Origin of the sequence: Lysinibacillus sp. NPDC098008 (assembly GCF_044760715.1) — a bacterium.
Classification (GTDB): Bacteria; Bacillota; Bacilli; order Bacillales_A; family Planococcaceae; genus Lysinibacillus.
Window position 1 is genome coordinate 132691 of record NZ_JBIWBA010000005.1, and the last position, 24026, is coordinate 156716.

Genomic DNA, 24026 nt, shown 5'->3' on the forward strand with positions numbered 1-24026 from the left:
CTGTAAGTGTAAAGGAGGAATGTAAAGCTATCGTTAAAGCATTGTTAATAAAAGGTGGTAATATTGTAAACAAGCATACTACAATGCTTGTTGATGTATGGAGCCATCTAGCGTTTCATAGTATAAAATACCGCCATCAATATATAGGTTAAGCACTTCATCTTCGTATAAGATTTCCTCTGAACCATCCTCCACATTAATTTTTGTTAAATAACCAGCATTATCATAATCGCTGCAATAAAGCGCCGCATCCTCAACTGCTAAATAATAGCAGGCTGTTTCTGTAATCTGTCTGCGTTCATTTGTAGCTAAATCATATGCGTAAACCATGCTATCATTCATACTATTATAATAAATCACATTATCTACTGTATCGGCATACCACATATCGTGCATAAAGTCATAGGCATTGCTAGTAGCTGCAAAATAATTTTCAGTAGCCCATAAATGATCTTGACGAAGCTTGTCATCATTTACTAAAAAATATTCATAGGAAATTGTGTAAGGCTCATCAGGAGCGATGTCATTCCAAGTAGTATCAAGGTGATACCAATTGCTATCAACACTCACTAAATTCCAAGCATGTAGCTGATCTTCGCTATAGCCATAAACATATTTCGCATCAATATCAGATGCCAAAAGCAAACGATACGCAAGTAATGCATAAGCCTGACATACTGCAGTTTGCTCATTGATTAATTCAAAAACCATTTGCCCCTCAGTCGAGCCTTCTTCTGTATAAGTAGCCAGCTCTACAATATAATCATTAATAACTTTAACGCGCTCAAAATCGGTCATATTTTTTGTAATATGCTGCTTGGCAAAGGCTTCAACATATTGATCGACCTTTTGCTCCTTCTTTGCATCTGTTAAATAGTCAATAGATAGCTCGACTAGGTAGCCATTATTTGTTTCCCATGCTGTCCATTCATAGTCAAGAAAATAACCAGCTGTATATGGGTTCACAAAGGTAAGCAGGCCATTTAAGTCATTGAGCTGTACTTCAAAATCATCAAAATGAAGCTTTCCTGTATAATGAACTTCAAAGTGCTGTTCAAATTTTGCTACTTGCTTCTCTACTTTTTGAGTAAACTGCAATAAGGCAGGGTCATCTTTAAATAATGTAGTTGAAAATAAATCGGAGGGTGAAAAGGTGGCAGATAATGCTTTACTGTCGGGCTTTTTAGTATCCTCATTTGCCGTATCCTCCTCAAATGTTGCTGAGCCATCCTCTTCTGTCAACAGCACATTTAGTGCCTTTGAACATCCTGCTAGCGATATCAGCATACAGCAAATGAAAAACATAGCCATTATTTTTTTAGTCATCGTTTAAATCCTCCAAATAAATGTAATTATTTCCATTATAATTGGATTTTTGCAGGATTTATATCCACATTTAGTAGCAAAAATCGACAAGCAGCATTGTCTAAAGTGAAAAAATTCCTAAAGCTAGGTTTGTCATGGGAATTATTTTTTGTTATAATATAATTTGTTGTGATGTTTCAAAGTTCGGGAGGTGCAGTGAATGCATACAGTAGTGTTAGTTTCATTAGTAATCGTATCATTAGCATTGATTGTTGTTGTACTACTTCAATCTAGTAAAAGTGCAGGCTTATCAGGTGCCATCTCGGGTGGAGCTGAGCAACTATTTGGAAAGCAAAAAGCACGTGGTATGGATTTAATCCTTCACCGTGCCACAATTGTGTTAGCTATCATATTCTTTATTTTAGCAATCGCTATTACGAAAATCTAATAGTTGAAAATAGATCGCCTAACCGACTTGGTTGGGCGTTTTCTTTTATCCTGGTTCAGCAAATTCTTTTGGTATCGCAAGCGGCAGATGCTTTATGTACCGAAAGCATTAGCGACAGGTACAATTACGCTGGGGCGTAATTTATGAATGGAAAATTCTCTCTTGATTATCAATGAAAAGCCAAGTGCCATTTGCTCAAGTATAAATAAGATGGCTATACTGAGGATAGAGTGAATGATTGAGGATAAAGGGGTGCTTACAATGAAAAAATCACTATCACAGCCATTTTTCTTTCAAGCTGGACCACGTGCTGTTTTATTATTACATGGCTTTACAGGTAGCTCTGCAGATGTACGTATGCTTGGTAGGTTTTTAGAGAAAAAAGGGTATACTACATTAGCACCTCATTATAAAGGTCACGGTGTGGAACCAGAAGAGCTTATCACAACAGGGCCAGCAGATTGGTGGCAGGATGTCGTAGCCGCCTATCAACAGTTACAAGATGCTGGTTATGAGGAAATTGCCGTTGCGGGTTTATCATTAGGCGGCGTGATGGCATTAAATGTGGCATTAAATCATCCAGTAATAGGCATTGTAACAATGTGCGCTCCTATGACAATGCGGACAACGGATGTAATGTTTGAAGGTGTGCTAAAATACGCGAGAGATTACAAAAAATTTCAAGGTAAACAAGAGCAACAGATTGAAGAAGAGGTTGCGCTAATTGCAGAAAAAGGCATGCCATCATTACAGGAGCTACGCGAATTGATTGCGCGTACACGTCAAGAAATTGATATGATTTATGCGCCTATTTTAGTTGTGCAATCAACAAATGATGAAGTAATAGAAATAGAATCTGCCAATATTATATATAATCAAACGGAGTCACTTGAAAAGCATATCAAGTGGTATGAAAACTCCAAGCATGTTATTACATTAGACCAAGAAAAAGATCAATTACATGAAGATATTTATCACTTTTTAGAAGGCCTAAATTGGGCACAATAATTATAGAGGATTTTTGAATGAAGGAGGGAAATAATTATGAAAGATACATTACAAAGTCGATTACTCGATTTTTTTAGTCAAGAGGATTATCAGCCATTAACAGTTGGTGAAATCGAGGAAGAGTTTGGATTTGAGGATGCTGAGGAATTTAAGGAGCTTGTGAAAACACTTGTCCGCATGGAAGGGCAGGGCTTAGTTGTTCGTTCGCGCTCCAATCGCTATGGTCTACCAGAACGCATGAATTTACTAAGAGGTAAATTCATTGGTCATGCGAAGGGCTTTGGCTTTGTTACACCTGATATTGAGGGCATGGATGATGTATTTATTCCACCTCATGAAACAAATGGTGCGATTAATGGCGATATAGTGTTAATTCGTGTTTTAAAGGAATCGTTTGGGGATCGTCGTGAAGGAACTGTTACAAAGGTTGTAGAGCGTGGTCAAACAAGCTTTGTTGGTACATTCCAAGCAAATAGGGGCTTTGGCTTTGTTGTCTTGGACGATAAAAAGCTACCAATGGATATTTTTATTGCCAAGGGTGATACATTAGGAGCTGTCGATGGGCATAAGGTTGTCGTGGAGATTGCGACATGGCCTGAGGATTTAAAATCTGCTACAGGCTATATTACAAAAATTTTAGGGCATAAAAATGACCCTGGAGTAGATATTTTATCTATTTTATATAAGCACGATATTCCACCTGAGTTTCCAGATGAGGTCATTGCTGCTGCACAGCGAGTGCCAGATGAGATTACTGAGGCTGATTTAGTAGGTCGTCGTGATTTACGACATGAAACAATTGTAACGATTGATGGTGCAGATGCAAAGGACTTGGATGATGCAGTAACCGTAACAAAAAATGTAGATGGCACGTATAAGCTTGGCGTACATATTGCAGATGTTAGCTATTATGTTACGCAAGGCTCTGTCATTGATATTGAGGCATATGACCGTGCAACAAGTGTGTATTTAACAGACCGTGTCATTCCAATGATTCCACACCGTTTATCAAATGGTATTTGCTCATTAAATCCACAGGTTGACCGTTTAACATTATCCTGTGAAATGATCATTGATGCGAATGGCAATGTCATTGCCCATGAAATTTTCCAAAGTGTGATTAAAACAACAGAGCGTATGACCTATAGCGATGTGTATAAAATTTTAGAGGAGCAAGATGAAGAGCTAATTGAACGCTATCAGCCACTTGTGCCGATGTTTAAGCATATGGCAGAGCTATCCAAAATTTTACGCCATAAACGTGAAATGCGAGGAGCGATTGATTTTGACTTTAAAGAATCGAAGGTCATTGTCAATGAAGAAGGCTGGCCAGTGGATATTGAATTACGTGAACGCACAGTCGCAGAGAAATTAATTGAAGACTTTATGCTTGCTGCCAATGAAACAGTAGCGGAGCACTTCCACTGGATGAATGTACCGTTTCTATACCGTATTCACGAGGACCCGAAACCAGAAAAACTCCAGCGTTTCTTTGAATTTGTGACGAATTTCGGTATTTTAATTAAAGGTACAGGTAATACGGTGCATCCTAAGGCATTGCAGGATGTCTTAAAAGCAATTGAAGGCATGCCAGAGGAGCCTGTTATTTCAACAATGCTATTGCGCTCCATGCAGCAGGCAAAATATTACCCAGAAAGTCTTGGTCACTTTGGTCTATCAACGGATTTCTATACACATTTCACATCACCAATTCGTCGTTATCCAGATTTAATTGTGCATCGTTTAATTCGCACGTATTTAATTAATCAAGATACGTCGAGAGAAACACTTGCACAATGGAGTATGGCAATGGATGAAATTGCTGACCATACATCAGAGCGCGAGCGTCGTGCTGTAGATGCAGAGCGCGATACAGATGCGTTGAAAAAGGCACAATATATGTCCGATAAAATTGGTGAGGAATTTGAAGGTATTGTGTCATCCATTACAAACTTCGGTATTTTTGTAGAGCTACCAAATACGATTGAAGGGCTTGTTCATATTAGCAATATGACAGATGATTATTATCATTTTGATGACCGTCAAATGATTATGATTGGAGAGCGTACCAATCGTCAATTCCGCATTGGTGATGAGGTTACAGTTCGCGTTGCCAATGTTATTATTGAAGAGTCATCCATTGACTTTGAAATCGTTGGAATGGTAACTTCATATGGACGAACACGTAAAGCAGCACCAACTGTTATCCATGCACGTAAAAATTATAATGACCATAAGGATGGACGCACTAGTCGCAGAGGTAGTCGAAAAGAGGAAGAAAAGAGTGGCCGCAGCTCAAAACGTGGTGAGCGCCATGAAAGTGACCGTGACCCACGTGGACGTCGCAAAGATGGTTCAAGCCCAGGCACTAAAAAACGTGTCAAACAAAAGCAAAAATTTTATGAAGGCATTGCGAAAAAAAGCAAAAAGAAAAAATCTAAACGTAAATAAGCATAGGTGAAAGTAGCCATAGCAACTGGCACTTTCGCTTATACATAACCTTTTAAGTAGAGGGTGAATCAGATGGCAAAAGGTACTGGAAAAGTATTAGCACAAAATAAAAAAGCAAGTCATGACTACTTTATTGAGGACACAATCGAAGCGGGTATGGTGCTAACAGGCACAGAAATTAAATCCATTCGTGCAGGCAAAGTGCAGCTAAAAGACTCCTTTGTTCGTATCCGTAATGGCGAGGCATGGATTAGCAATATGCACATTAGCCCATTCGACCAAGGCAACCGTTTTAATCATGACCCACTGCGTGTCCGCAAGCTATTGCTTCATAAAAAGCAAATTGGCGAGCTAGTTGGGGCTGTAAAGCGTGATGGCTACACAATTGTCCCACTAAAAATGTATATTAAGGACGGCTATGCCAAGCTATTAATCGGTGTCGGCAAAGGGAAAAAGGACTACGACAAACGCGATGATATGCGTAAAAAAGAAGCAAAACGTGAAATGGAACGCGCCTTTAAGGAGCGTCACCGTTAATAAGGTCAATGAGAAAGCAAGTATCAAGCTTTCTCATTGGCCTTTTTCTGCTTTTTTGGTCTAATAACACAAAAAAATTAAAATATACGACGCTTTTTTATCTTACTAGACATATGTTTAGAAAATTCAAACTACTAAAATGGTAGTACATAAATAACTATAGCTGAGGTGAGTCCTATTAATAACATTGCAATCGAGAAAATTACAGAAATTATTGGTGAAAAATATGTTAAAAGCTCCACTGCACAGCTTTTAGCCTATTCATATGATGCAACAGCCAACTTTCAGCGTTTACCAGAGCTTGTGATTTCCCCACAAAGCACGGAGGAGATCACAGAGGTATTAAAAATATGTAATAACTATAACGTGCCGATTATTCCACGAGGCTCAGGGACTAATCTTGCAGCAGGAACAGTGCCTTATGATGGTGGTGTTGTTATTTTATTTAATCGAATGAATCAAATTTTAAATTTCGATAAAGAAAATTTAACGATTACAGTGCAGCCCGGTATTATTTCGGAAAATCTTTGCCAATTTGTTGAAGCACATGGCTTATTTTACCCACCTGATCCAAGCTCCATGAAAATATCAACAATTGGGGGCAATGTTAGTGAAAACTCAGGTGGTTTACGTGGTTTAAAATATGGTGTTACAAAAGATTATGTCAAAGGTCTACAGGTTGTGCTACCGAATGGAGATATTTTAGAAACAGGTGGTAAGCTCGCCAAGGATGTAGCAGGCTATGATTTAACATCATTATTTGTTGGCGCAGAGGGAACATTAGGTGTTGTGACAGCGATTACACTAAAGCTTATCCCATTGCCATCCTATAAAATGACCAGCATTGCATACTTTCAATCATTAGAGGATGCAGCGCGCACGGTTTCTAATATTATTGCAAGCAAAATTATTCCTGTGACATTAGAGTTTCTTGATAAGAAAACAATTATTGCTGTTGAGCAATTTATGAAAATCGGTCTTTCAACAGATGTGGAGGCAATGCTATTGCTTGAGCAAGATGGAGAGAAGCATCAAGTTGAGCAGGATATTCATGAAATGGTAAGAATCGCTAAGGAGCATGGCGCTCTCTTTACACAAATTGCACAGGATGAACAGGAGGCGGAGCAAATTAAAACAGCAAGGCGTGTTGCCCTATCAGCCTTAGCCAAATTAAAGCCGACTGTTATTTTAGAAGATGCAACAGTGCCACGCTCAGAGCTTGCAAAAATGGTCAAGAAAATCAATGATATTTCCGAAAAGCATCGTGTGAATATTGCTACATTTGGTCATGCAGGTGATGGTAATCTGCATCCTACTTGTCTAACAGACTTGCGGGACGAGGAGGAGATGCACCGTGTAGAGGTGGCATTTGAGGAAATTTTTGAAGCGGCATTGGAGTTAGGTGGCACAATTACAGGTGAGCATGGTGTAGGTGAAATGAAAGCGCCTTATTTAGAATGGAAAATTGGCTCTGTTGGCATTGCTGTCATGAAAAATATTAAGCAAGCATTTGATCCAAACAATATTATGAATCCTGGCAAACTATTCGCAAAAGAAACAAAGAAAAGGGTGGTGGTACATGGTGGTAACTAGCGTACAGCAACAAATGCAACAATCTTTCCAAACACATGTTGATGAAAATTTATTGCTTGACTGTATGAGATGTGGTTTTTGTTTATCAAGCTGTCCAACATATCTTCATATGGAGCAGGATGAGGCACAATCGCCAAGAGGGCGCATTGCTTTAATGAAGGCGGTGCGTGATGGACTTGTACCATTTGATGCCTCTATTGAACACTCATTTGATTTATGTCTTGGCTGTCGTGCGTGTGAACCAGCATGTCCAGCAGGGGTACAGTATGGAGCTTTAATTGAGCAAACTCGTGAAGCTGTACAGGAGGTAAAGCGATCATCCTTTGTTGAAAAAACAACGCGCAATATTGTATTTGATCGACTTTTTGTGGAGCAAAAAAATATGGAGCGTGCAGTCAGCCTATTGCATCTTTATCAAAAAACAGGATTGCAAAAGGTAGTTCGAAAAATTGGTTTTTTAAATTTATTCCCAAAGCATTTAAAAACAATGGAGGCATCCTTGCCAGCAGTTGCCAAAAAGGTACAGCCATTAAAGCAGGCAAAGAGCGCTACAATGAAGGTAGCTTTTTTCACAGGCTGCTTAATGGATACGCTTTATAGGGAAACAAATGATAAAACAGTATCGTTGCTACGCATGCTTGGTGTTGAGGTTGTTATTCCCGATCAACAAAGCTGCTGTGGTGCTTTGCATGGACATAGTGGTGAGCTGAAGCGTGGCAAGCAAAATCTAATTCATAATGTCGAGTTATTCGATTCAGATGATTATACCTATATTGTCAATAATGCAGGTGGCTGTGGTGCTTTTTTAAAGGAATATGAAAAGCATCTATCTAGTGATAAGCGCTATCATGAAAAAGCGATTCGATTTTCTGAGAAAACGATTGATATTTCCAGTTTACTTGTTAAGGCTGGCTTGTTGGAGTATTTAGCGACATTGCCACAGCAAGTCAAGAAAACCGTTGTGACCTATCAGGATTCCTGCCATTTACGCAATGTCAATAAAGTATTTAATGAGCCAAGAATGATTTTACAAGCATTACCAAATGTTCAGTTTAAGGAGCTACCAAGTGCTAATACATGCTGTGGATCAGCAGGTATTTATAATTTACTGCAACCTGCATTAGCAGGAGAGATTTTAACTACAAAAATGACAACGATTAAGGCACTAGAGCCAGCAGTTGTTGTGACAGCCAATCCAGGATGTTTACTGCAAATTCAAGCAGGTATTCATAAGGAACAATTGGGGAGTAGTATACAAGCCGCACATATTGTTGATTTTCTCTACAATAGCATAGCAAACTATAGTAAAATATCTTAAATATACTAAATTTTCAGTATAATAAGGATGTTAGACTTCTATGGGGGTGGCATAATGTTTGATTTACAAATTATTGGAACAAAAATTGTAAGGGAGCTTGGTGAGCTAATTGATCAAAAAGTTGTTGTAATTGATCATAATGGCTTTATTATCGCTAGCACAGATATGTCTAGGATGAACCAATTTCATGAGGGTGCGTTACTTGCCATGAAAAGCAAAGAGGTTATGCATATGACAAAGGAGCTATCAGCGCAATTAAAAGGTGTACTGGAAGGAATGGTGATGCCCTTAATTATTGAGGATACGCCAATTGGTGTTATTGGCGTTACTGGACAGCCTGAGGAAATTGAAAAATACGGAAAACTTGTGCAAAAAATTACACAGTTTTTTGTTGAGGATTTTTTAATGCACCGTAAAAAAGAGCGAGAAACAAAAATGTTTGAGCTATTTTTACTGGATTTATTAAATGGACAGGTTCATCAAGCACTATTGGAGCAACGAGCAGAAATGTTAAATATTGATACAGCACTTTACAATCGCGTTATTATTATTCAATTGAATAGGCGAATTGATGAAAAGGGGGTGGATTATTTGCGTGCAATTCAAATAATCCATCCTCAATTACATATTTTTCAATGGAGCTTCGATAAATTAGTGCTGCTTGTGCCAAAGGTGACACGCATGCATTTAGAGGAAACACTTTATTCATTTAATCGTAAGCTTAGCAAGTTATATGACAATGATATCTTTATAGGTGTCGGCAATTCGCATTCCTTTTTTAAGCTGAATGAATCATACAATGAGGCAAGTAATGCATTAACAGTTGCGATTGAAAATAAGCAAATTGTGTTTGAAGAGGATTTAAAATTAGAGCTGCTATTATCAGACCTGCAAGAACAAAAGGTAGATAATTTTATTGAGAGAACAATTGGTTCATTAATCGGGGAAGAAGAGCTTATTTATAATTTAGAAATATGGTTAAAAAGCAAAGGAGCATTGCAGGATATTGCTGATATGCTCCATATCCATAAAAATACATTAAAGTATCGCTTAAAAAAAATTGAGAAGCTTTTAAATATTGATATTAATAATAACGAAAATAAATTAGAGTTAATGATTGCCATTTTGCTGTATCGCAAAAAAAGAAGAGTAAGTTTATAAATCAATAATATTAGAGAACATAAAAAATGCTGGTTTTTGTAGAATTTTTATATGTTAAGAACAAAAATCGCTAGATTATTTTGTTTTTTTTATCCCCAAAGCATATATATTCCGATTTTTCGGAATTGTAGAATAATTATCAAGTCTAACATAAAGAGTAGGGGGATTAATTTATGAAGAAATTAGGAAAAGGGAGAAATCTTCTCCTTGTCATGTTGTTGATCGTTTCAACTGTACTAGCTGCCTGTGGGAATGGCGGAGGAGGAGCTGATGGTGAAGAAAAGTCATACAAATTAAAAATGTCTGTGACGGTATCGGACTCTTCAACTTGGTATGAGGCAGCTAAAAAATTAGCAGATGATATGGATAAAGAAACAGATGGCCGCATTAAAATCGAAGTTTTCACAAATGAACAATTATCCGGTGGCGATTCAGGTAAGGCTGTTGAAGGATTAGCAAAAGGTTCAATTGATTTAACATTTAACTCTACAATTATTTACTCTATTTTAGATCAACGCTTTGGTGTAACAAGTGCGCCGTTTTTATTAAAAGACCATGCTGAAGTAGATAAAGTCTTTAATGGTGAAGGTGGAGAAAAGCTGAAGGAGCTTTTAGCTGAAAAAGGTGTACACGCTTTAGGATATGGTGAAAACGGTTTCCGTCAAATTACAAACAGTAAACATGAAATTAAAGCACCAGAAGACTTAAATGGCTTAAAGATTCGTATTCCTGGTATTACTATGTATACAGATTTATATCGCTCACTAGGAACAGACCCAGCAACAATGACATTCTCTGAAGTATTTACAGCATTACAGCAAGGCACAATTGATGGTCAAGAAAATCCAATTGATGTGATTGCATCATCAAAGCTAGAGGAAGTGCAAGACTACTTAACATTATGGAACTACTCATATGACCCATTAGTGCTAGGGATGAACAAGAAGTTATATGATTCTTTAAGCGATGCAGATCGTGAGCTATTTGACCGTTTAGGCAAAGAGGCAGCTGCTTACCAAGTAAAGATTGCGCGTGAAAAGGAAGCAACACAAATTGAAGATTTAAAGGCAAAAGGTATGAATGTTTATACACCAACAGAGGAAGAATTAGCGGCATTTAAAGAAGCAGTTCAACCAATCTATGCCAAATATACAGATGTTTGGGGCGAAGATTTACTGAAAGCGTTTACGCCATAAGGGGGGATATGATGAAGTTTTTAGACTACTTTGAAGAGATTCTATTAAGTGTTACATTTGCAGCAATTACACTTATTACATTTATAAACATCGTTTCTCGAAATGCAGTCAATTTATCCCTTTCTTTTACAGAGGAAATTACAGTCAATTTGTTAGTATTACTAACATTTGTTGGTACAGCTTTAGGTGTGCGCAGGTATGCACACCTTGGTTTTACCCTATTATTTGACAAGGGGAATAAGCTGACAAAGAAAGTGATTGTCATTATTTCATCAGTAGCAAGTGGTGCATTGTTTGCTGTATTACTCTATTACGGAATCGATATGGTATTGTTCCAAATGCAAATTAATCAAACAACGCCAGCATTAGGAATGCCGCAATGGATTTTATCTTCAGCATTACCACTCGGCGCATTGCTTTGCTTAATTCGCACAGTACAGGCGATGATTGAGGAATTTAAAGCAGTGAGCAATGAAGGCAGTGGAACAAAGGGGGATGAGTTGATATGACAGCATTATTACTTTTTGGTTCATTTATAGTGCTTGTATTTTTAAGAGTACCTATCGCTGCCTCCTTAGCAGTATCTTCCATGGTTGTTCTATTTACGTCACAGGGCCTATCAGGATTTGAAGCATTAACAGATATTATGTATACAAGTGTTGCGAAATTTACATTATTAGCGATTCCGTTCTTTATTTTAGCGGGCGTCATTATGGATCATATCGGAATCTCTAAGCGCTTAATCGATTTTGCACAAACATTAGTAGGGCACCGCAAAGGTGGTATTGTACTTGTAACTGTCTTGGTAGCCATTTTCTTTGCCGCTATTTCAGGCTCTGGTCCAGCAACAGTTGCTGCCATTGGAGGAATTTTAATTCCTGCCATGGTGAAGAACGGCTATCGTAAAGAAACGGCTGGTGGCTTAGTAGCAAGTGCTGGTGCTATCGGGATTATTATTCCACCATCCATTGCCTTTATTATTTTCGCAGTGGTAGCAGGAGATCAAATCCCTATTACGATTAATCGCCTATTTATGGCAGGTGTTATTCCAGGAATTTTAGTTGGTATCGGTTTGTTTCTCGCTGGTATGTATGTTCGTAAGCGTGATATTAAAAAGGGTATTTTTAACGACTCTGTTGAAGCAACGATGCGAAAAAGTACAGGAAAAGAACGTTGGGATGCATTTGTTAAAGCGCTTCCGGGATTAATGATTCCCGTTATTATTTTAGGTGGTATTTATGGAGGATTTTTCACACCAACAGAGGCAGCGGTTATTGCTGTTGTTTATGGACTGATTGTTGGCTTGTTTATTCATCGTAAGGGCTACATAAAAATGATGTATCGTATTTTTATTGAATCAGCATTACAAACAGCCGTTGTGATGATTATTGTTAGTGCGGCCTCTGTTTTTGCTTATATTGTGACAACAGAACAAATTGCTTCTACAATTTCAGATGCGGTTTTAGGTTTGACAGATAATAAAATTATTATTCTATTACTAGTAAATATTATTTTATTAATTGCAGGTGCATTTATCGATGCGATTTCAGCATTTTATATTTTCGTACCAATTTTACTGCCAATCATGCTAATGCTTGGCGTAGACCCAACTGTATTTGGCGTATTTATGACAATTAACTTAGCAATCGGCTTATTTACACCACCTGTAGGGTTAAATTTATATGTTGCAGCAAGTATGTCAAAGACGAATATTATCCAAATTTCCAAGGGGGTTGTGCCATTTATTGTTGCCTCGATTATCGTTTTATTACTTGTGACGTATATACCAGCTTTATCAACATTTTTACCAGATTTATTAAATATTAAGTAGCAAAGGGGAACATGTTTATGACATTAAAGGATGATGTAGCAATTGTTACAGGAGCAGCAAGTGGTATTGGACAGGCAGTTGCTATCCAGCTTTCAAAGCAGGGGGTACATGTTGTATTAGTTGACTTAAATTCATGTGAGGACACAATTGAAAAACTAGCACATGATAGCTATTTAGAGTGCTTAGGTGATATTCGCGATGCAGAGTTTATTAAGGCAACTGTTAATCGTACTATTGAAAAATATGGAGAGATTCATATTTTAGTGAATAATGCTGGAACATGTAGCCGTAAAAATATCGAAACGATGACATTTGAGGATTGGTCACGTGATCTTGATACAAACTTAAAGGCGACATTTATGTTTACACAGGCATGTGTGTACCCTCATATGAAGGATGCGCAATATGGTCGCATTATTAATATTAGCTCAGTATCTGGTTTAAATGGTGGTGTAACATCTGGTGAGGATGGCACAGGTCGCTCAGGCCCAGCATATGCAGCATCAAAAGGTGGTGTTATTGCGCTAACAAAATGGGTGGCAAAAGAGCTTGGACCACTTAATATTACGTGTAACTCTGTAGCACCGGGGGCGACATTAACAGGGATTACAACAGGGGTTCCGTACAATTTAGATCAGCAGGTTATTAAACGTATTGGTACGCCTGATGATATTGCAAGCGCTGTGCTATATTTTGCATCTAGAGAGGCTGGTTATGCAACTGCTCAGGTGCTAAAGGTAGACGGGGGGATCAGTATTGGATAATGCGCGGTGGCAGGCTTTATACGACCGTCCTACAGATAGAATTATCGGAAGATTGAAGGCAGGAACAGATTTATTTGCTGGGATAAAGGAGGTCTGTCATCACTTTGGTGTGATGGGTGGGCAATTTCAATGTATGGGCTCTTTAAAGCATGCTACGTATGTCCAAGTACAACGAGGTGAAAAGGAAGGAACCATTGTTTATTCACCAAAGCGACAGACTACATCACCAGTAGAACTTATTTCTGGTTTAGGCTTTATTGGAATAGATATGGAAACAAATGATTTAGACATTCATTTCCATGGGTCCTTTGTAGATTGTGATCAAAATTTTTCGGGTGGTCACTTTCTTGAAGGAGAAAATGAAATTGCTATTACAGTAGAATTTATACTCTATCCATTAAAAGAGGCTATACCAAAAAGACGTAAAGATGACCAATTCCAAGTTCTAATTTTTCATTTTGAAGAGTAGGAGGAAGATTAATGAGTACAATCGGCCAATTAGCACTAAAATCCGCTCATGCGTATCCAGATAAAATAGCCGTTAAATTTAAAGACCGTTCTATTTCATATACACAATTAATCGAGCGTGCCTATGCACTAACAGCCTATTTTAAAAGTCTTAATCTGCAAAAGGGTGCACGTGTAGGTATTTTAATGTCAAATCGCTTAGAGCATATTGAGCTTGATGTAGCCGTTTCTCTATACGGTCTTATTAAAGTACCACTTAACTATCGCTTGCATCCAAAAGAGCATGATTATCAGGTGAAGGATTCAGGTATGAGCTTGATAATTGGGGAGCAATCACTAATCAATCAGCTACAAATTGATTTTCCCATTGTTTATTGCGGTGAGCAGTATGAACAAGTCATTGAACAATTTAAAGGACAAGCTTATGAAAATGAAGTAACTGAGAATGATACGATGGCAATAATGTATACTTCAGGCACAACAGGCAACCCAAAAGGCGTGATGCTGTCACACCGTAATATGGTAAGCGGGGCGCTTTCTTTAGCAATAGCATGTGAGGCAGATTATAAGGATGTTATCGGTCATGTTGCACCATTAACACATGGCGCAAACTTTTTAAGTCATGTCGCATGGCTCTATGGTTTAACACAGGTTGTATACGATAAGTTTGAGCCAGAGCAATTTGTTCATTTATTAGAGCAGGATGGTATTTCAATTATTTTCCTAGTCCCAACAATGGTTAATTTAATGATTCAGCATGAGCATTTCAACCCGCAAAAGCTGCATACGATTAAATCGATTAATATGGCAGGCTCACCAATTGCCGCTGCGAAGCTGCAGGAGGCACTTGACAAAGTAGGAACAAAATTTGTAGAAACATATGGTCAGGTGGAAGGACCCATGTGTATTTCTATGATGCCACGTGAGGATTTGCCATCTCGTCTTGATTCATGTGGCAGAATTGGGCCATTTGTCGATGTGAAAATCGTTGATGATGAGGGCAATGAATGCCCAGTGGGAGAGATTGGTGAAATTATTGCCAAAGGTCCACTTATTATGCAGGGTTACTGGAACAATGAAAAAGCAACGTCAGAAACATTGCGTGATGGCTGGCTTCATACAGGCGACTTAGGCAGGCTAGATAAGCATGGCTATTTATATATCGTTGATCGTAAAAAAGAGGTTATCATTTCGGGCGGTGTCAATATTTATCCTCGTGAAGTAGAGGAAGTTTTAAATAAGCATGACTTTATTAAAGAAACATGTGTGATTGGCATTCCAGATGACAAATGGGGCGAATCTATCGTTGCATATGTAGTGCCAAATGGACGTGGAGAAATTGATAAGGATGAATTAATCACGCTTTGTCAAAACCATTTAGCAAGCTTTAAAAAGCCGAAGGAAATCCATGTTGTTGAGGCACTGCCAAAAAGCTCCTATGGGAAAATTTTAAAACGTGAGCTTGTTAAACAGCATACGGAGGTGACGCAATGACAGTATATGTGCATAGTGTAAGCATGACGAAGTTTGGCAACAGCGAAAATACTTCATTAAAAGACTTAATGCTCACTGCTAGCCGAGAGGCACTCGATGAAGCAAGAGATATCAAGATTGATGCAGTTTTTGTCGGCAATTACATGGGAGGTAGCTTAGTCAATCAAGAAATTTTAGGGGCAATTGTAGCAAATGATTTAGGGCTTGGGCATATTCCAACAGCGAAATTAGAGGGTGCCTGTGCATCAGGAGGCATTGCTTTACGCCAAGGGGTTTTAAGCATTTTAAGCGGTGAATATGAAAGCGTTTTAGTTGTTGGTGTTGAGAAAATGAAGCATGCACCGACAGCCACTGTTACGCAATTTATTAACTCTGCAATGGATCAAACAACAAATGAGCGTTATGCTGGTCTCACATTCCCAGGATTTTTTGGTGTAGTTGCCAATCGCTATTTCTATGAAACAGGTGCAAATAAATCTCATTTAGCGAAAGTAGCCCTAAAGAACCGTGAAAATGCGTTGCACAACCCACTTGCACAATTCCAAAAGCCAGCAACGCTTGAGGAAATTATCAATGCGCGCATTATTACAGACCCACTTGGCTTATTTGATTGCTCACCAATTACAGATGGTGCAGCAGCAGTTGTGTTATCGCGCAAGCCATCAGATATTAAAATATTAGCTTCCGCACAGGCTTCTGGTCCAACAATGATGCAGGATGCCATTGATTTATTATCATTACCAGCAATACGTATATCAGGACAGCAAGCCTATGAAAAAGCAGGTGTTGGTCCTGACGATATTGATGTTGTTGAAATTCATGATTGCTTCTCCATGACTGAAATGCTTGCTATTGAAGAGCTTGGCTTTTTCCCGAAATTAGAAGGCTGGCTAGCCATTGAGCAAGGGAAAACACGCGTAAACGGAGAAAAGCCTGTCAATACAAGTGGAGGTCTTTTATCAAGAGGACATCCAATTGGTGCAACAGGTGTAGCACAATTTTATCAGCTAGTACATCAACTGCGTGGAGATGCTCCAAATCAGCTAGAAAAGCAGCCACGATTAGCTCTTGCACAAAATTTAGGTGGCACTGGCTCCTATTCAGTTGTCCATATTTTAGAAAGAGTATAATAGCTCAAGCTCGCGCATCGGTTATACCGTATTAACAGGCTGTAAGACCCTCATTTTTAGCTTAAGTGGGGGGACGGGCAGTCTGTAAAGCCCGATTGAGGTCAACACGATGTTGGTCACACAAGCGTTTTCACAGGATGTGAAGTTGTTAGCTTGTGTTCCTCTATCACTAATCAGTAGAGATGAGAAAAACACCCACTGACTGAAGTTTTACTTTATAAACATAGGCAAGCACTTTGTTACATGGAAGGAGAGAAGGCGATTCTGTGCCGAATACTAATGAGGGTTTATGAATGCTGTGGTGTTGAGTCGGTTACAAAAAAAGTATATTGTAGCATCTGTCGTCAAGAAATCAAAAACGAACGAGAAGTTCCAGACGAGGGGACAGTTTATAGCTATACTGTTATTCATATTGCTCCTGCTGAATACGCTGAGCTAGCACCGTATGTTGTGGCATTAGTACAGCTTAAAGATTCTAAAGCAAAGCTAACAGTGCGTATTTATGGAGATGTTCAAATTGGCGATCCTGTTCAGCTCGATCAAATTGTAGATGGAACGTACATTTATAAAAAAAGCAATGCTGCTTAATAAGTAGGCTGTTGGAAAAGATCAAACTTTCCCAACAGCCTACTTTCTTATGAAAGATTTGTGATAAGGTATAGGCTAGATAACGTATTTCTAAAAATATCTCCTTGCAAAGATTAATCGATTTTTCAGCAGATAACGTTCTCCTTTGGCGTGAATAAAACATGAGGTGATGACTTGGCAAATACAAAAGTATATTCTATTTTAATATTCGTCATGTTCCTATGGGGCATGAATGTGACATGGCTAAAAGTAATTGTTTCCAATGGTGATCCATTAACAATACAAACAGCCCGTATTTTTCTAGCGGGTATTGTGATTTTTATTATTTTAAAGCTAACGAAACAGCAGTTATATGTAAAGAACATGCCATTTAAGTACATATTAATCGGTTGCTTTTTTGGTGTTATTTGTCACCATGCTTTTCTAGCATATGGTATTGTTCGAACAACTGCTATGAAAACAGCTATTATTAGCGGCTTGAGCCCACTATTCACAGCTCTTATTGCGGTTGTATTTAAAGATACCGTAATGACAAAAACAAAATTAATCGGCTTTATGCTTGGAGGCATCGGCGTACTCTTTGCTGTTGTAGATGATCTAACAGAGCTAACAAATCTACAGCTAGGTGACTTTCTTGTCTTTATGTCGTTCTTTTTACAGGCTTTTAGCTTTATCGCCATTCGTCGAGCAACTACAACTATTTCACCTATGCTAACGACAGGCTGGATGCTACTAATTGGCTCATCCATATTATTAATTTTCACATTAGTAACAAACATCCAAAGCTACACAGCCTTTGTATCCTTTAGTCCACTCCTATGGCTTATATTCTTTCTATCAGCGGTTCTAGCCACATCAGTTGGACACACACTATATAACCTATGCATAAAGCATATCGGTGCAGCAGAATCAGCCATTTTCGTTAACTTCAATACAATCTTTGCATTAATAGGCGCAGCACTATTTTTACACGAAGTCATCACACTACAGCAATTTATCGGCAGCCTAATTATTATCGCAGGCGTCATCATCGGCACAAGCAACCTAGAAGAAAAGCTCCTCCAAAGAAAACACCGCCACGATCAAAGCTAGTAGACAGGTGAAACAGTACCCGTATCTGTGCAGAGGGTTTTAAGGATTTTATGAGTATTATTTGGCGTTTTTTGCGGTGGGGTTTAGGTCTTTTTTGGTGATCTTTGATAGTTTAATGATTCAAGACGTCAGCAACTTAAACGAGAAGATGATGGAGGAAATTCTGCTGTTTTTATGAGGAAATATTAAATTTTAATTAGTGAGATTATTAAAGGTATTGGTAATTTAGTAGAGGTGGCGGAATTTTCGCGGAAAATATTGAGGGTTTATTTCATAGGTGAGGTTCTATAATAGTTTGGTCATTAAAGGTATTGGCAGGGAAATAGCAGAATTTTAATGGTATTTCAATATGATTATGGAAGATATTGCGCTGTTTACTTATCTAAGGTAGAGAGGTATCAGCTATATAGAAGGAAAATTTATTATAATGAAAAGCGGCAGCATGCTAGGTAATAGCTTAATTTCACAGTAATTGTTTGCCTTATTATGATGATTTCAAGCATGTTCAGCGTCTATACTTGATGATTTGAATACTTTATATTATAATAATGCTACATGCCAGTGAGCATCTAACTATTGGATGCTTATTTTACAACCTGCACCAAGCAGTGTTGACCGTATACAGTGAGAACTGGATTATATCCGGGGACGTTACGGATTCGACAGGGATGGTTCAAGCTTTGGTCGCGCGTCGGAGGGCTCGGCTCCGTCATCAACGACAGTTATATAATAACTGGCAAACAACAAAACTTAGCTTTCGCAGCGTAAGCTCTTAAGCGCTCTGCCTCTCTATCGCCCATGTAGAGAACGTGGGGCCCAACTTTAGTGGGATACGGTCGATGGTGCCACCTGAGTCATCGGCAAGAGATTTCCAGGTTAGCGTACAGGACGCCTGTTTGTCGGCATAATGCTACGTGAATCGTAAGTAGGCAAACTACACGCGTAGAAGCTGAAGTATTGGAGTCTTTGGACGCGGGTTCGACTCCCGCCGTCTCCATCATCAATACCCAAACATAACGATTATTTTGTAGAATGTTCGTTCGTATACAAAAGTAGGGTTGGTAAAATTGGGAAGCAAAATAAAAAGGACAAAGAGGATTAATTTCCTCTTTGTCCTTTTTATTTTATTTAGTTATGCATTAACGACTTCAAGTTCAAACATATTAATTTGCTCATCTTGCTTTACTACTTCTTTCGCATGATCTTTGTTTTCAACATAGTCGGTAATTGCATTTGCTACATACTCAGCCATTTTAACTGGAACTGCATTTCCAATCATTTGTTCTAAGTTTGTTTTTGAAATACTTAAGAAGTCAAAATCCTTCGGGAAAGTTTGAACATAACTTCTTTCTATTGTAGTTAATGGACGAACTTCCGCAGCAGGTGCTGTATCGTTGTGATGACCCGGATAACCTGAAGGAACTGGTCTATTAACTCCACGGATTGTAGGCGAAGGTTCGTCTATACTAAATACTCCTCTACGATTATAATTTCGAGGATGTCTATAATAATGTTCAAGATTTAAACTATCCCCAAAGTAATCACGTAGTGTCATTGGCTTTTTAGTTAAATTCTTTTCTAAAAAAGGTAAAAATAAATCGTCTATTCCACCTAGTTCACCAAATAAGAAAAAGCGTTTTCTTTTTTGTGGAACACCACATAAACTTGCATCTAATATCTTTGATGATAATCCATATCCTGCATTTTTAAAGATTTCAACTGCTCTTTTATATACATCATATTTTTTAATTTGATCTACATTTTCCATTAAAAAATACTTAGGTTTTACATTTACTACTATATTTGCAAAATCTGTTGTTAAGTTTGCATTATCTTTGGCAATTCGATTGCCAGAAGAAGAGTAGTCCTGACAAGGTGGTCCACCGATAATAATGTCTGGATTTAATTGTTTAAAAACACTATAATCTTCTACTTGTGATAAGTCTAAATTAACGCAAGAGTGGTTAAAGTTTGCATTATAAACTTCAACTGCTTCGTCCCAATTTTCAAATGCAGATATTATTTCGAAACCCGCATTTTGGAAGCCTAAAGACATACCTCCACAACCTGAGAATAGGTCTACTACTTTCAAAAAATCACTCCTCTTGTTCGAAAATATCCGATGCGTAATAAATCGCTGCATCAAAACGGCGTTCAGGACTTAATAGCAACTGCCCATCGTTAAGAATAATATTTCCGATTTCCTCCCTTGTAATCCTCGGATTTAATAATTCATCGCAAGCCATATATGGGTTAGTTTTACTTCCATTAACTGCAAAGGCTTTATCTGTTTGAGAATTAAAAGGCATAGTGTAAATTTCACTACTATTTATTTTATCACGGATTGTGTATTGATGTAACAAGTAAAGCAACCAAACAAGAGAACGTGAATATCTATCTATGCCTTTTTTACTAGTATTTATGGAATTTATAAAAAGTCTAGTGACTGCAAAATCAGACCATACAAATAAATCTAGACAATTATCAGCAAGAGCGGAAGACTTACCATTGGTCTTCCATATTGGGTTTAAAATTAATGGAGATTGTTTGTCAATATTTTCTGTAAGTATATCGTTAAGAACATTTATCATCGTTGGTAGCAAAGGTAAAATGGTCTTTTCGTCTTTCCAGTCGCTAATAACACTTGTTACTGGATTGAGAATAGCGGCTAAATCTTTCTTTTTATTTTCATAAAGTTCTATTAAATTTACGGCTAAGTGAACTATTGTGACGGATCTTACAACTATTTCGCAACCGAATTTATCTTCAGTTTTGTTAAAAGTAGCACTGTCAGGTAAAGTTGTTAATTTCACTTCGTGATGGGAAAAGTAAGTATCCTCCAAGACATCAGTTGGAATACTTTTGATTACTAAGTCGCTTCTTAATAATGTTTCATCATATTTGTTGTGTGGCTTATAAATACCTTCGAACTCAAAGTACACATCACTAATTTCTAAACCCGCTGGTATTTTAAACAACTCAGACACTTTTATGTAGTCCTTGTATACAACATATTGACTATCCATTTTTAGATAAACAGGCTTTACTTCTTTTTTGCCCATATAGCAAGCAAGTGCTGCGGGAAAACTGCTGTTAAATTGATTTTTACCCCAATTATCTTTGGATGAAAAATCTCTATTCGAATTCTTTAAGCCGAATAAACTGGCTTTTCTTTCTTCTGTCATCATGTATCCTCCTATTAATAGATTCCAAATATAAGGGTACATGAAGTTGACGATTGGTTCCATAGTATTAGTAAATAAAATAACAAAAAGGACAAAGTGAGTTAATTTCCCCTAAGTCCTTTTTGTTTTATTCTCAATTATTTGTATATTCCTCTATAAACTCTCTTGTAATTTTATCTATTTTGTTTTTTAATTCACGTTCCTCTTCCGATCTTTCGTAGAAGTAAGTTTTAAACAAACGGCTCTTCTTGAATGCAGCCTTTGCAAAAACCTCTGCATCACTGTAGTAATCACTTTCACGTAACAAATTTAGAAACTGATCAAATTGTCTTTTAGTTGCATATAGTTGTAGATATTCTTCAATGACTTTCATTACGAATTCTTTTGTATATTTTTTATTTAACATGTGATTTTCCCCTTTCGGTCTAGCCAAGTTCAGCCAGACAGAGTAGTGTGTGCTACTCTAAATATTCCTACTAGTCATTTCAAGATGTCTATTTACTTTCCTTTTTTTATTTCAAAAATAAAAAAGTTTTTTCTTGTAGATGAAATAGATTCACGTTTTACTTAAAAAAAGGAAAAGGAAGGAATGAGCGAAATGATAGAAACACAAAAGAATATGTATTATAAGGCTTTTAGTAATGGTGGGCTAATGTTTGTTATGCAAGGGTACAACAGACAACATTTAAATATGCAAAAGAAACACGATAATACGTTCGTATTAAAAATTGAAAGATTTATTGATTTTAGCACAGTTCGAACACTTATTTTTTGCGGTAGAAATTTTGTTCGAATTAGTGGAAATATTTTTATGGATGATAATTTTTGCTATAAAATTCTGCTAGAAAACCAATTTACCGTTTACAGTGGATTAAATGTAGCATTTTTGAAGATCGTAGAGGCCGAATATCCAGCAAGGTTCTTTAAAAAGGGGGCTATATAGTATGATTCCAGTTGCTGAGGATACTATTTTTAAAAGCATTGTTGTGGATAAGTTTGTGGGTAATGGAAGAGTTCTTTTTTTAACTCCTAAATATAAGGCCATAGGTAAACTTTCGTTGGAAGAAACTCTTTTGATTTACATTGTAGATCCTTTTGAAGTTGATAATGTAGACATGATTGCTTTGGACGGATTTGTACTAAAGAGGAGAATGGGGAATGTGTTCTATAATTCCAAAGGGGAGTTTATCTATGTTACACTTGATAAGTTAATCGCCATAGAGGAAAACAAGGTTTGTTTACTTAATTTCCACAAAGTGGCTCAATAAAAAAAGACTTATTCCTGCATTTTTTCGCTAGGAGTAAGTCTTTTTTTATCAGCAAGTTTGTTGAATTGCTTCTATTTTTTGTTCAACAATTTTATTTAAAAGTGTTTCTTTTTCTTCATTTGTCATGCTTGTTGGCAGGAAATCTTTAAAGTTGTCTGGTGTCATATAGCCTTCCCAAAACATATTACACACTGTAAGTGTAACTTGTCTTTTTTCGGCAATTTCTTTTTCAACTGGCTTAACTACTTTTAGAATACTACTCATGTTCGCCACCTACTTTAACTTTTTGGTGAACAAATTTTCCGTATGCTGTTTCAGTGTATTTATTAAATCCATCTTGTGTCTTTTCCATCAGATGGGTATTTTCTTCTGTAACGGCCTCCTCTAGTACTAACTTAAAAGGCTTTTGATTTAAACTTTCTTGATAGTCTAACTCTTCTTTAATCGCTTTTTCAGAAGCAAGTCTTTTAAGTTCTGCTTCGATTTCGTGCTTAGTAATTGCTGCTTTTAAAAGAAGTTCTCTGTCTTTTTCCTTAGACTCTAGATCTATTTCTTCTTGTTGGTAAGTATCAATAATATCCATTGCTTGTTGCATTGTTAAGTCCTGAACTATTTCGTCTTCACCGAATTCTTTCTTAATCTGAATGTCATACAATTTTGCAGTATTTAAATCTACATTTACTTCGATAAGCCCCATGATTGTTTTAAACTTATTATTTTCTTTTAACATATAATTTGCCCCTTTCGTGTTGCCTGTTGCAACAATGCAGTGTGTGCTGCATTTTCTTAATACTTGTAATTTCAATACTTTAAAACAAAAACCTTTTTTTATTTCGAAAATCTTATTGAAAGTAATAATATTATTTGTTATAATATATAGTTTTTCTTTTCTGTCAAAAAACCTTTTTTATTTTAAAAATTTTTAAAAAAGATTTTAGAACTTTAAAACTTAATACTTTCAAGAACATTTCTTTTTTCAAAGTAAAAACCCTCTTTTTGAGAACTGAATTTCTTTACTACTTTTGAGAACTTTTTTCTTTTTAAAATAAAAGATCTTTTTAGTTGCTTTAAAGGAGTTGTTTTGGTTAAAGAAAAGAGTTTCTTCCTATTAAAAGAACTAAGGGTTTAGAATTGGGTTTTTAACTTTGAAAAAAAGAAAGTTCTAGAAAGTAGATGAGCCTAAAGATCT

At 37.1% G+C, this 24026-nt stretch carries 24 protein-coding genes and 1 other RNA gene; 19 read left to right on the forward strand and 6 right to left on the reverse strand.

The features are described from left to right. Positions 1 to 78 precede the first annotated feature (78 nt). Complete coding sequence (locus tag ACIQVU_RS07735) at positions 79 to 1326, reverse strand: transglutaminase domain-containing protein (protein ID WP_340807316.1); 1248 nt, start codon at positions 1324 to 1326, stop codon at positions 79 to 81. A gap of 199 nt (positions 1327 to 1525) precedes the next feature. On the opposite strand from ACIQVU_RS07735, the gene secG reads away from it, so the two are divergent. From secG to ssrA, 17 genes are all read left to right on the forward strand, one after another. Then, positions 1526 to 1753: a preprotein translocase subunit SecG gene (gene secG, locus ACIQVU_RS07740; protein ID WP_340807314.1), complete on the forward strand. Its 228-nt coding sequence runs from the start codon at positions 1526 to 1528 to the stop codon at positions 1751 to 1753. Positions 1754 to 2014: 261 nt separating this feature from the next. Beyond that, on the forward strand, positions 2015 to 2761 hold the full coding sequence (locus ACIQVU_RS07745; RefSeq protein ID WP_340807313.1) for an alpha/beta hydrolase: 747 nt from the start codon (positions 2015 to 2017) through the stop codon (positions 2759 to 2761). Positions 2762 to 2797: 36 nt separating this feature from the next. Beyond that, positions 2798 to 5212, forward strand: coding sequence for a ribonuclease R (rnr, locus tag ACIQVU_RS07750; protein ID WP_402894676.1), 2415 nt, complete (start codon positions 2798 to 2800; stop codon positions 5210 to 5212). 72 nt (positions 5213 to 5284) lie between these two features. Beyond that, positions 5285 to 5749: an SsrA-binding protein SmpB gene (gene smpB / locus ACIQVU_RS07755; RefSeq protein WP_402894678.1), complete on the forward strand. Its 465-nt coding sequence runs from the start codon at positions 5285 to 5287 to the stop codon at positions 5747 to 5749. Between the two features lie 177 nt (positions 5750 to 5926). Next, entirely contained in the window at positions 5927 to 7342 is a 1416-nt protein-coding gene (locus ACIQVU_RS07760; RefSeq protein ID WP_402894836.1) for an FAD-linked oxidase C-terminal domain-containing protein, read from the forward strand. Beyond that, positions 7329 to 8660, forward strand: coding sequence for a (Fe-S)-binding protein (locus ACIQVU_RS07765; protein ID WP_340807308.1), 1332 nt, complete (start codon positions 7329 to 7331; stop codon positions 8658 to 8660). The genes ACIQVU_RS07760 and ACIQVU_RS07765 overlap by 14 nt, the downstream gene beginning before the upstream one ends. Before the next feature lie 54 nt (positions 8661 to 8714). Next, positions 8715 to 9821: a CdaR family transcriptional regulator gene (locus ACIQVU_RS07770; protein WP_340807307.1), complete on the forward strand. Its 1107-nt coding sequence runs from the start codon at positions 8715 to 8717 to the stop codon at positions 9819 to 9821. 173 nt (positions 9822 to 9994) lie between these two features. Further along, the gene (locus ACIQVU_RS07775) at positions 9995 to 11017 is read left to right on the forward strand and encodes a DctP family TRAP transporter solute-binding subunit (protein ID WP_402894681.1); all 1023 of its coding nucleotides are present in this window, start codon (positions 9995 to 9997) and stop codon (positions 11015 to 11017) included. Positions 11018 to 11028: 11 nt separating this feature from the next. Further along, a complete protein-coding gene (locus ACIQVU_RS07780; RefSeq protein ID WP_402894684.1) occupies positions 11029 to 11526 on the forward strand; it encodes a TRAP transporter small permease in 498 nt (165 codons plus the stop codon). Further along, positions 11523 to 12848, forward strand: coding sequence for a TRAP transporter large permease (locus tag ACIQVU_RS07785; protein WP_340807304.1), 1326 nt, complete (start codon positions 11523 to 11525; stop codon positions 12846 to 12848). Before ACIQVU_RS07780 ends, ACIQVU_RS07785 begins: the two co-directional genes overlap by 4 nt. 17 nt (positions 12849 to 12865) lie before the next feature. After that, positions 12866 to 13612: an SDR family NAD(P)-dependent oxidoreductase gene (locus ACIQVU_RS07790; RefSeq protein ID WP_340807303.1), complete on the forward strand. Its 747-nt coding sequence runs from the start codon at positions 12866 to 12868 to the stop codon at positions 13610 to 13612. After that, positions 13605 to 14081: a PPC domain-containing DNA-binding protein gene (locus ACIQVU_RS07795; RefSeq protein WP_340807302.1), complete on the forward strand. Its 477-nt coding sequence runs from the start codon at positions 13605 to 13607 to the stop codon at positions 14079 to 14081. Before ACIQVU_RS07790 ends, ACIQVU_RS07795 begins: the two co-directional genes overlap by 8 nt. Before the next feature lie 11 nt (positions 14082 to 14092). Then, the gene (locus tag ACIQVU_RS07800; RefSeq protein WP_340807300.1) at positions 14093 to 15574 is read left to right on the forward strand and encodes a class I adenylate-forming enzyme family protein; all 1482 of its coding nucleotides are present in this window, start codon (positions 14093 to 14095) and stop codon (positions 15572 to 15574) included. Next, the gene (locus tag ACIQVU_RS07805; RefSeq protein WP_340807299.1) at positions 15571 to 16704 is read left to right on the forward strand and encodes a thiolase C-terminal domain-containing protein; all 1134 of its coding nucleotides are present in this window, start codon (positions 15571 to 15573) and stop codon (positions 16702 to 16704) included. Before ACIQVU_RS07800 ends, ACIQVU_RS07805 begins: the two co-directional genes overlap by 4 nt. 279 nt (positions 16705 to 16983) lie before the next feature. Next, positions 16984 to 17292: a Zn-ribbon domain-containing OB-fold protein gene (locus ACIQVU_RS07810; protein WP_340807297.1), complete on the forward strand. Its 309-nt coding sequence runs from the start codon at positions 16984 to 16986 to the stop codon at positions 17290 to 17292. A 174-nt stretch (positions 17293 to 17466) separates the two neighbouring features. Continuing rightward, positions 17467 to 18384: a DMT family transporter gene (locus tag ACIQVU_RS07815; protein WP_340807295.1), complete on the forward strand. Its 918-nt coding sequence runs from the start codon at positions 17467 to 17469 to the stop codon at positions 18382 to 18384. A gap of 644 nt (positions 18385 to 19028) precedes the next feature. Further along, positions 19029 to 19384, forward strand: a transfer-messenger RNA (tmRNA) gene (ssrA, locus tag ACIQVU_RS07820). Positions 19385 to 19516: 132 nt separating this feature from the next. Here ssrA and ACIQVU_RS07825 read toward each other — a convergent pair. The 3 genes from ACIQVU_RS07825 to ACIQVU_RS07835 form a co-directional block, all read right to left on the reverse strand. Then, complete coding sequence (locus tag ACIQVU_RS07825) at positions 19517 to 20476, reverse strand: DNA cytosine methyltransferase (protein ID WP_402894690.1); 960 nt, start codon at positions 20474 to 20476, stop codon at positions 19517 to 19519. A gap of 4 nt (positions 20477 to 20480) precedes the next feature. Continuing rightward, the gene (locus ACIQVU_RS07830) at positions 20481 to 21569 is read right to left on the reverse strand and encodes a HindVP family restriction endonuclease (RefSeq protein ID WP_402894692.1); all 1089 of its coding nucleotides are present in this window, start codon (positions 21567 to 21569) and stop codon (positions 20481 to 20483) included. A gap of 133 nt (positions 21570 to 21702) precedes the next feature. Beyond that, positions 21703 to 21975, reverse strand: a complete 273-nt coding sequence (locus ACIQVU_RS07835; protein WP_402894695.1) for a hypothetical protein — start codon at positions 21973 to 21975, stop codon at positions 21703 to 21705. A gap of 183 nt (positions 21976 to 22158) precedes the next feature. Between ACIQVU_RS07835 and ACIQVU_RS07840 the strand changes: the two genes are divergently transcribed. Then, positions 22159 to 22512, forward strand: coding sequence for a hypothetical protein (locus ACIQVU_RS07840; protein ID WP_402894698.1), 354 nt, complete (start codon positions 22159 to 22161; stop codon positions 22510 to 22512). Between the two features lies 1 nt (position 22513). After that, positions 22514 to 22837, forward strand: coding sequence for a hypothetical protein (locus ACIQVU_RS07845; RefSeq protein ID WP_402894701.1), 324 nt, complete (start codon positions 22514 to 22516; stop codon positions 22835 to 22837). Positions 22838 to 22885: 48 nt separating this feature from the next. Here ACIQVU_RS07845 and ACIQVU_RS07850 read toward each other — a convergent pair whose 3' ends face one another. Continuing rightward, positions 22886 to 23101, reverse strand: coding sequence for a hypothetical protein (locus ACIQVU_RS07850; RefSeq protein ID WP_402894703.1), 216 nt, complete (start codon positions 23099 to 23101; stop codon positions 22886 to 22888). Further along, complete coding sequence (locus tag ACIQVU_RS07855; RefSeq protein WP_402894705.1) at positions 23094 to 23567, reverse strand: hypothetical protein; 474 nt, start codon at positions 23565 to 23567, stop codon at positions 23094 to 23096. Before ACIQVU_RS07855 ends, ACIQVU_RS07850 begins: the two co-directional genes overlap by 8 nt. Positions 23568 to 24026 lie beyond the last annotated feature (459 nt).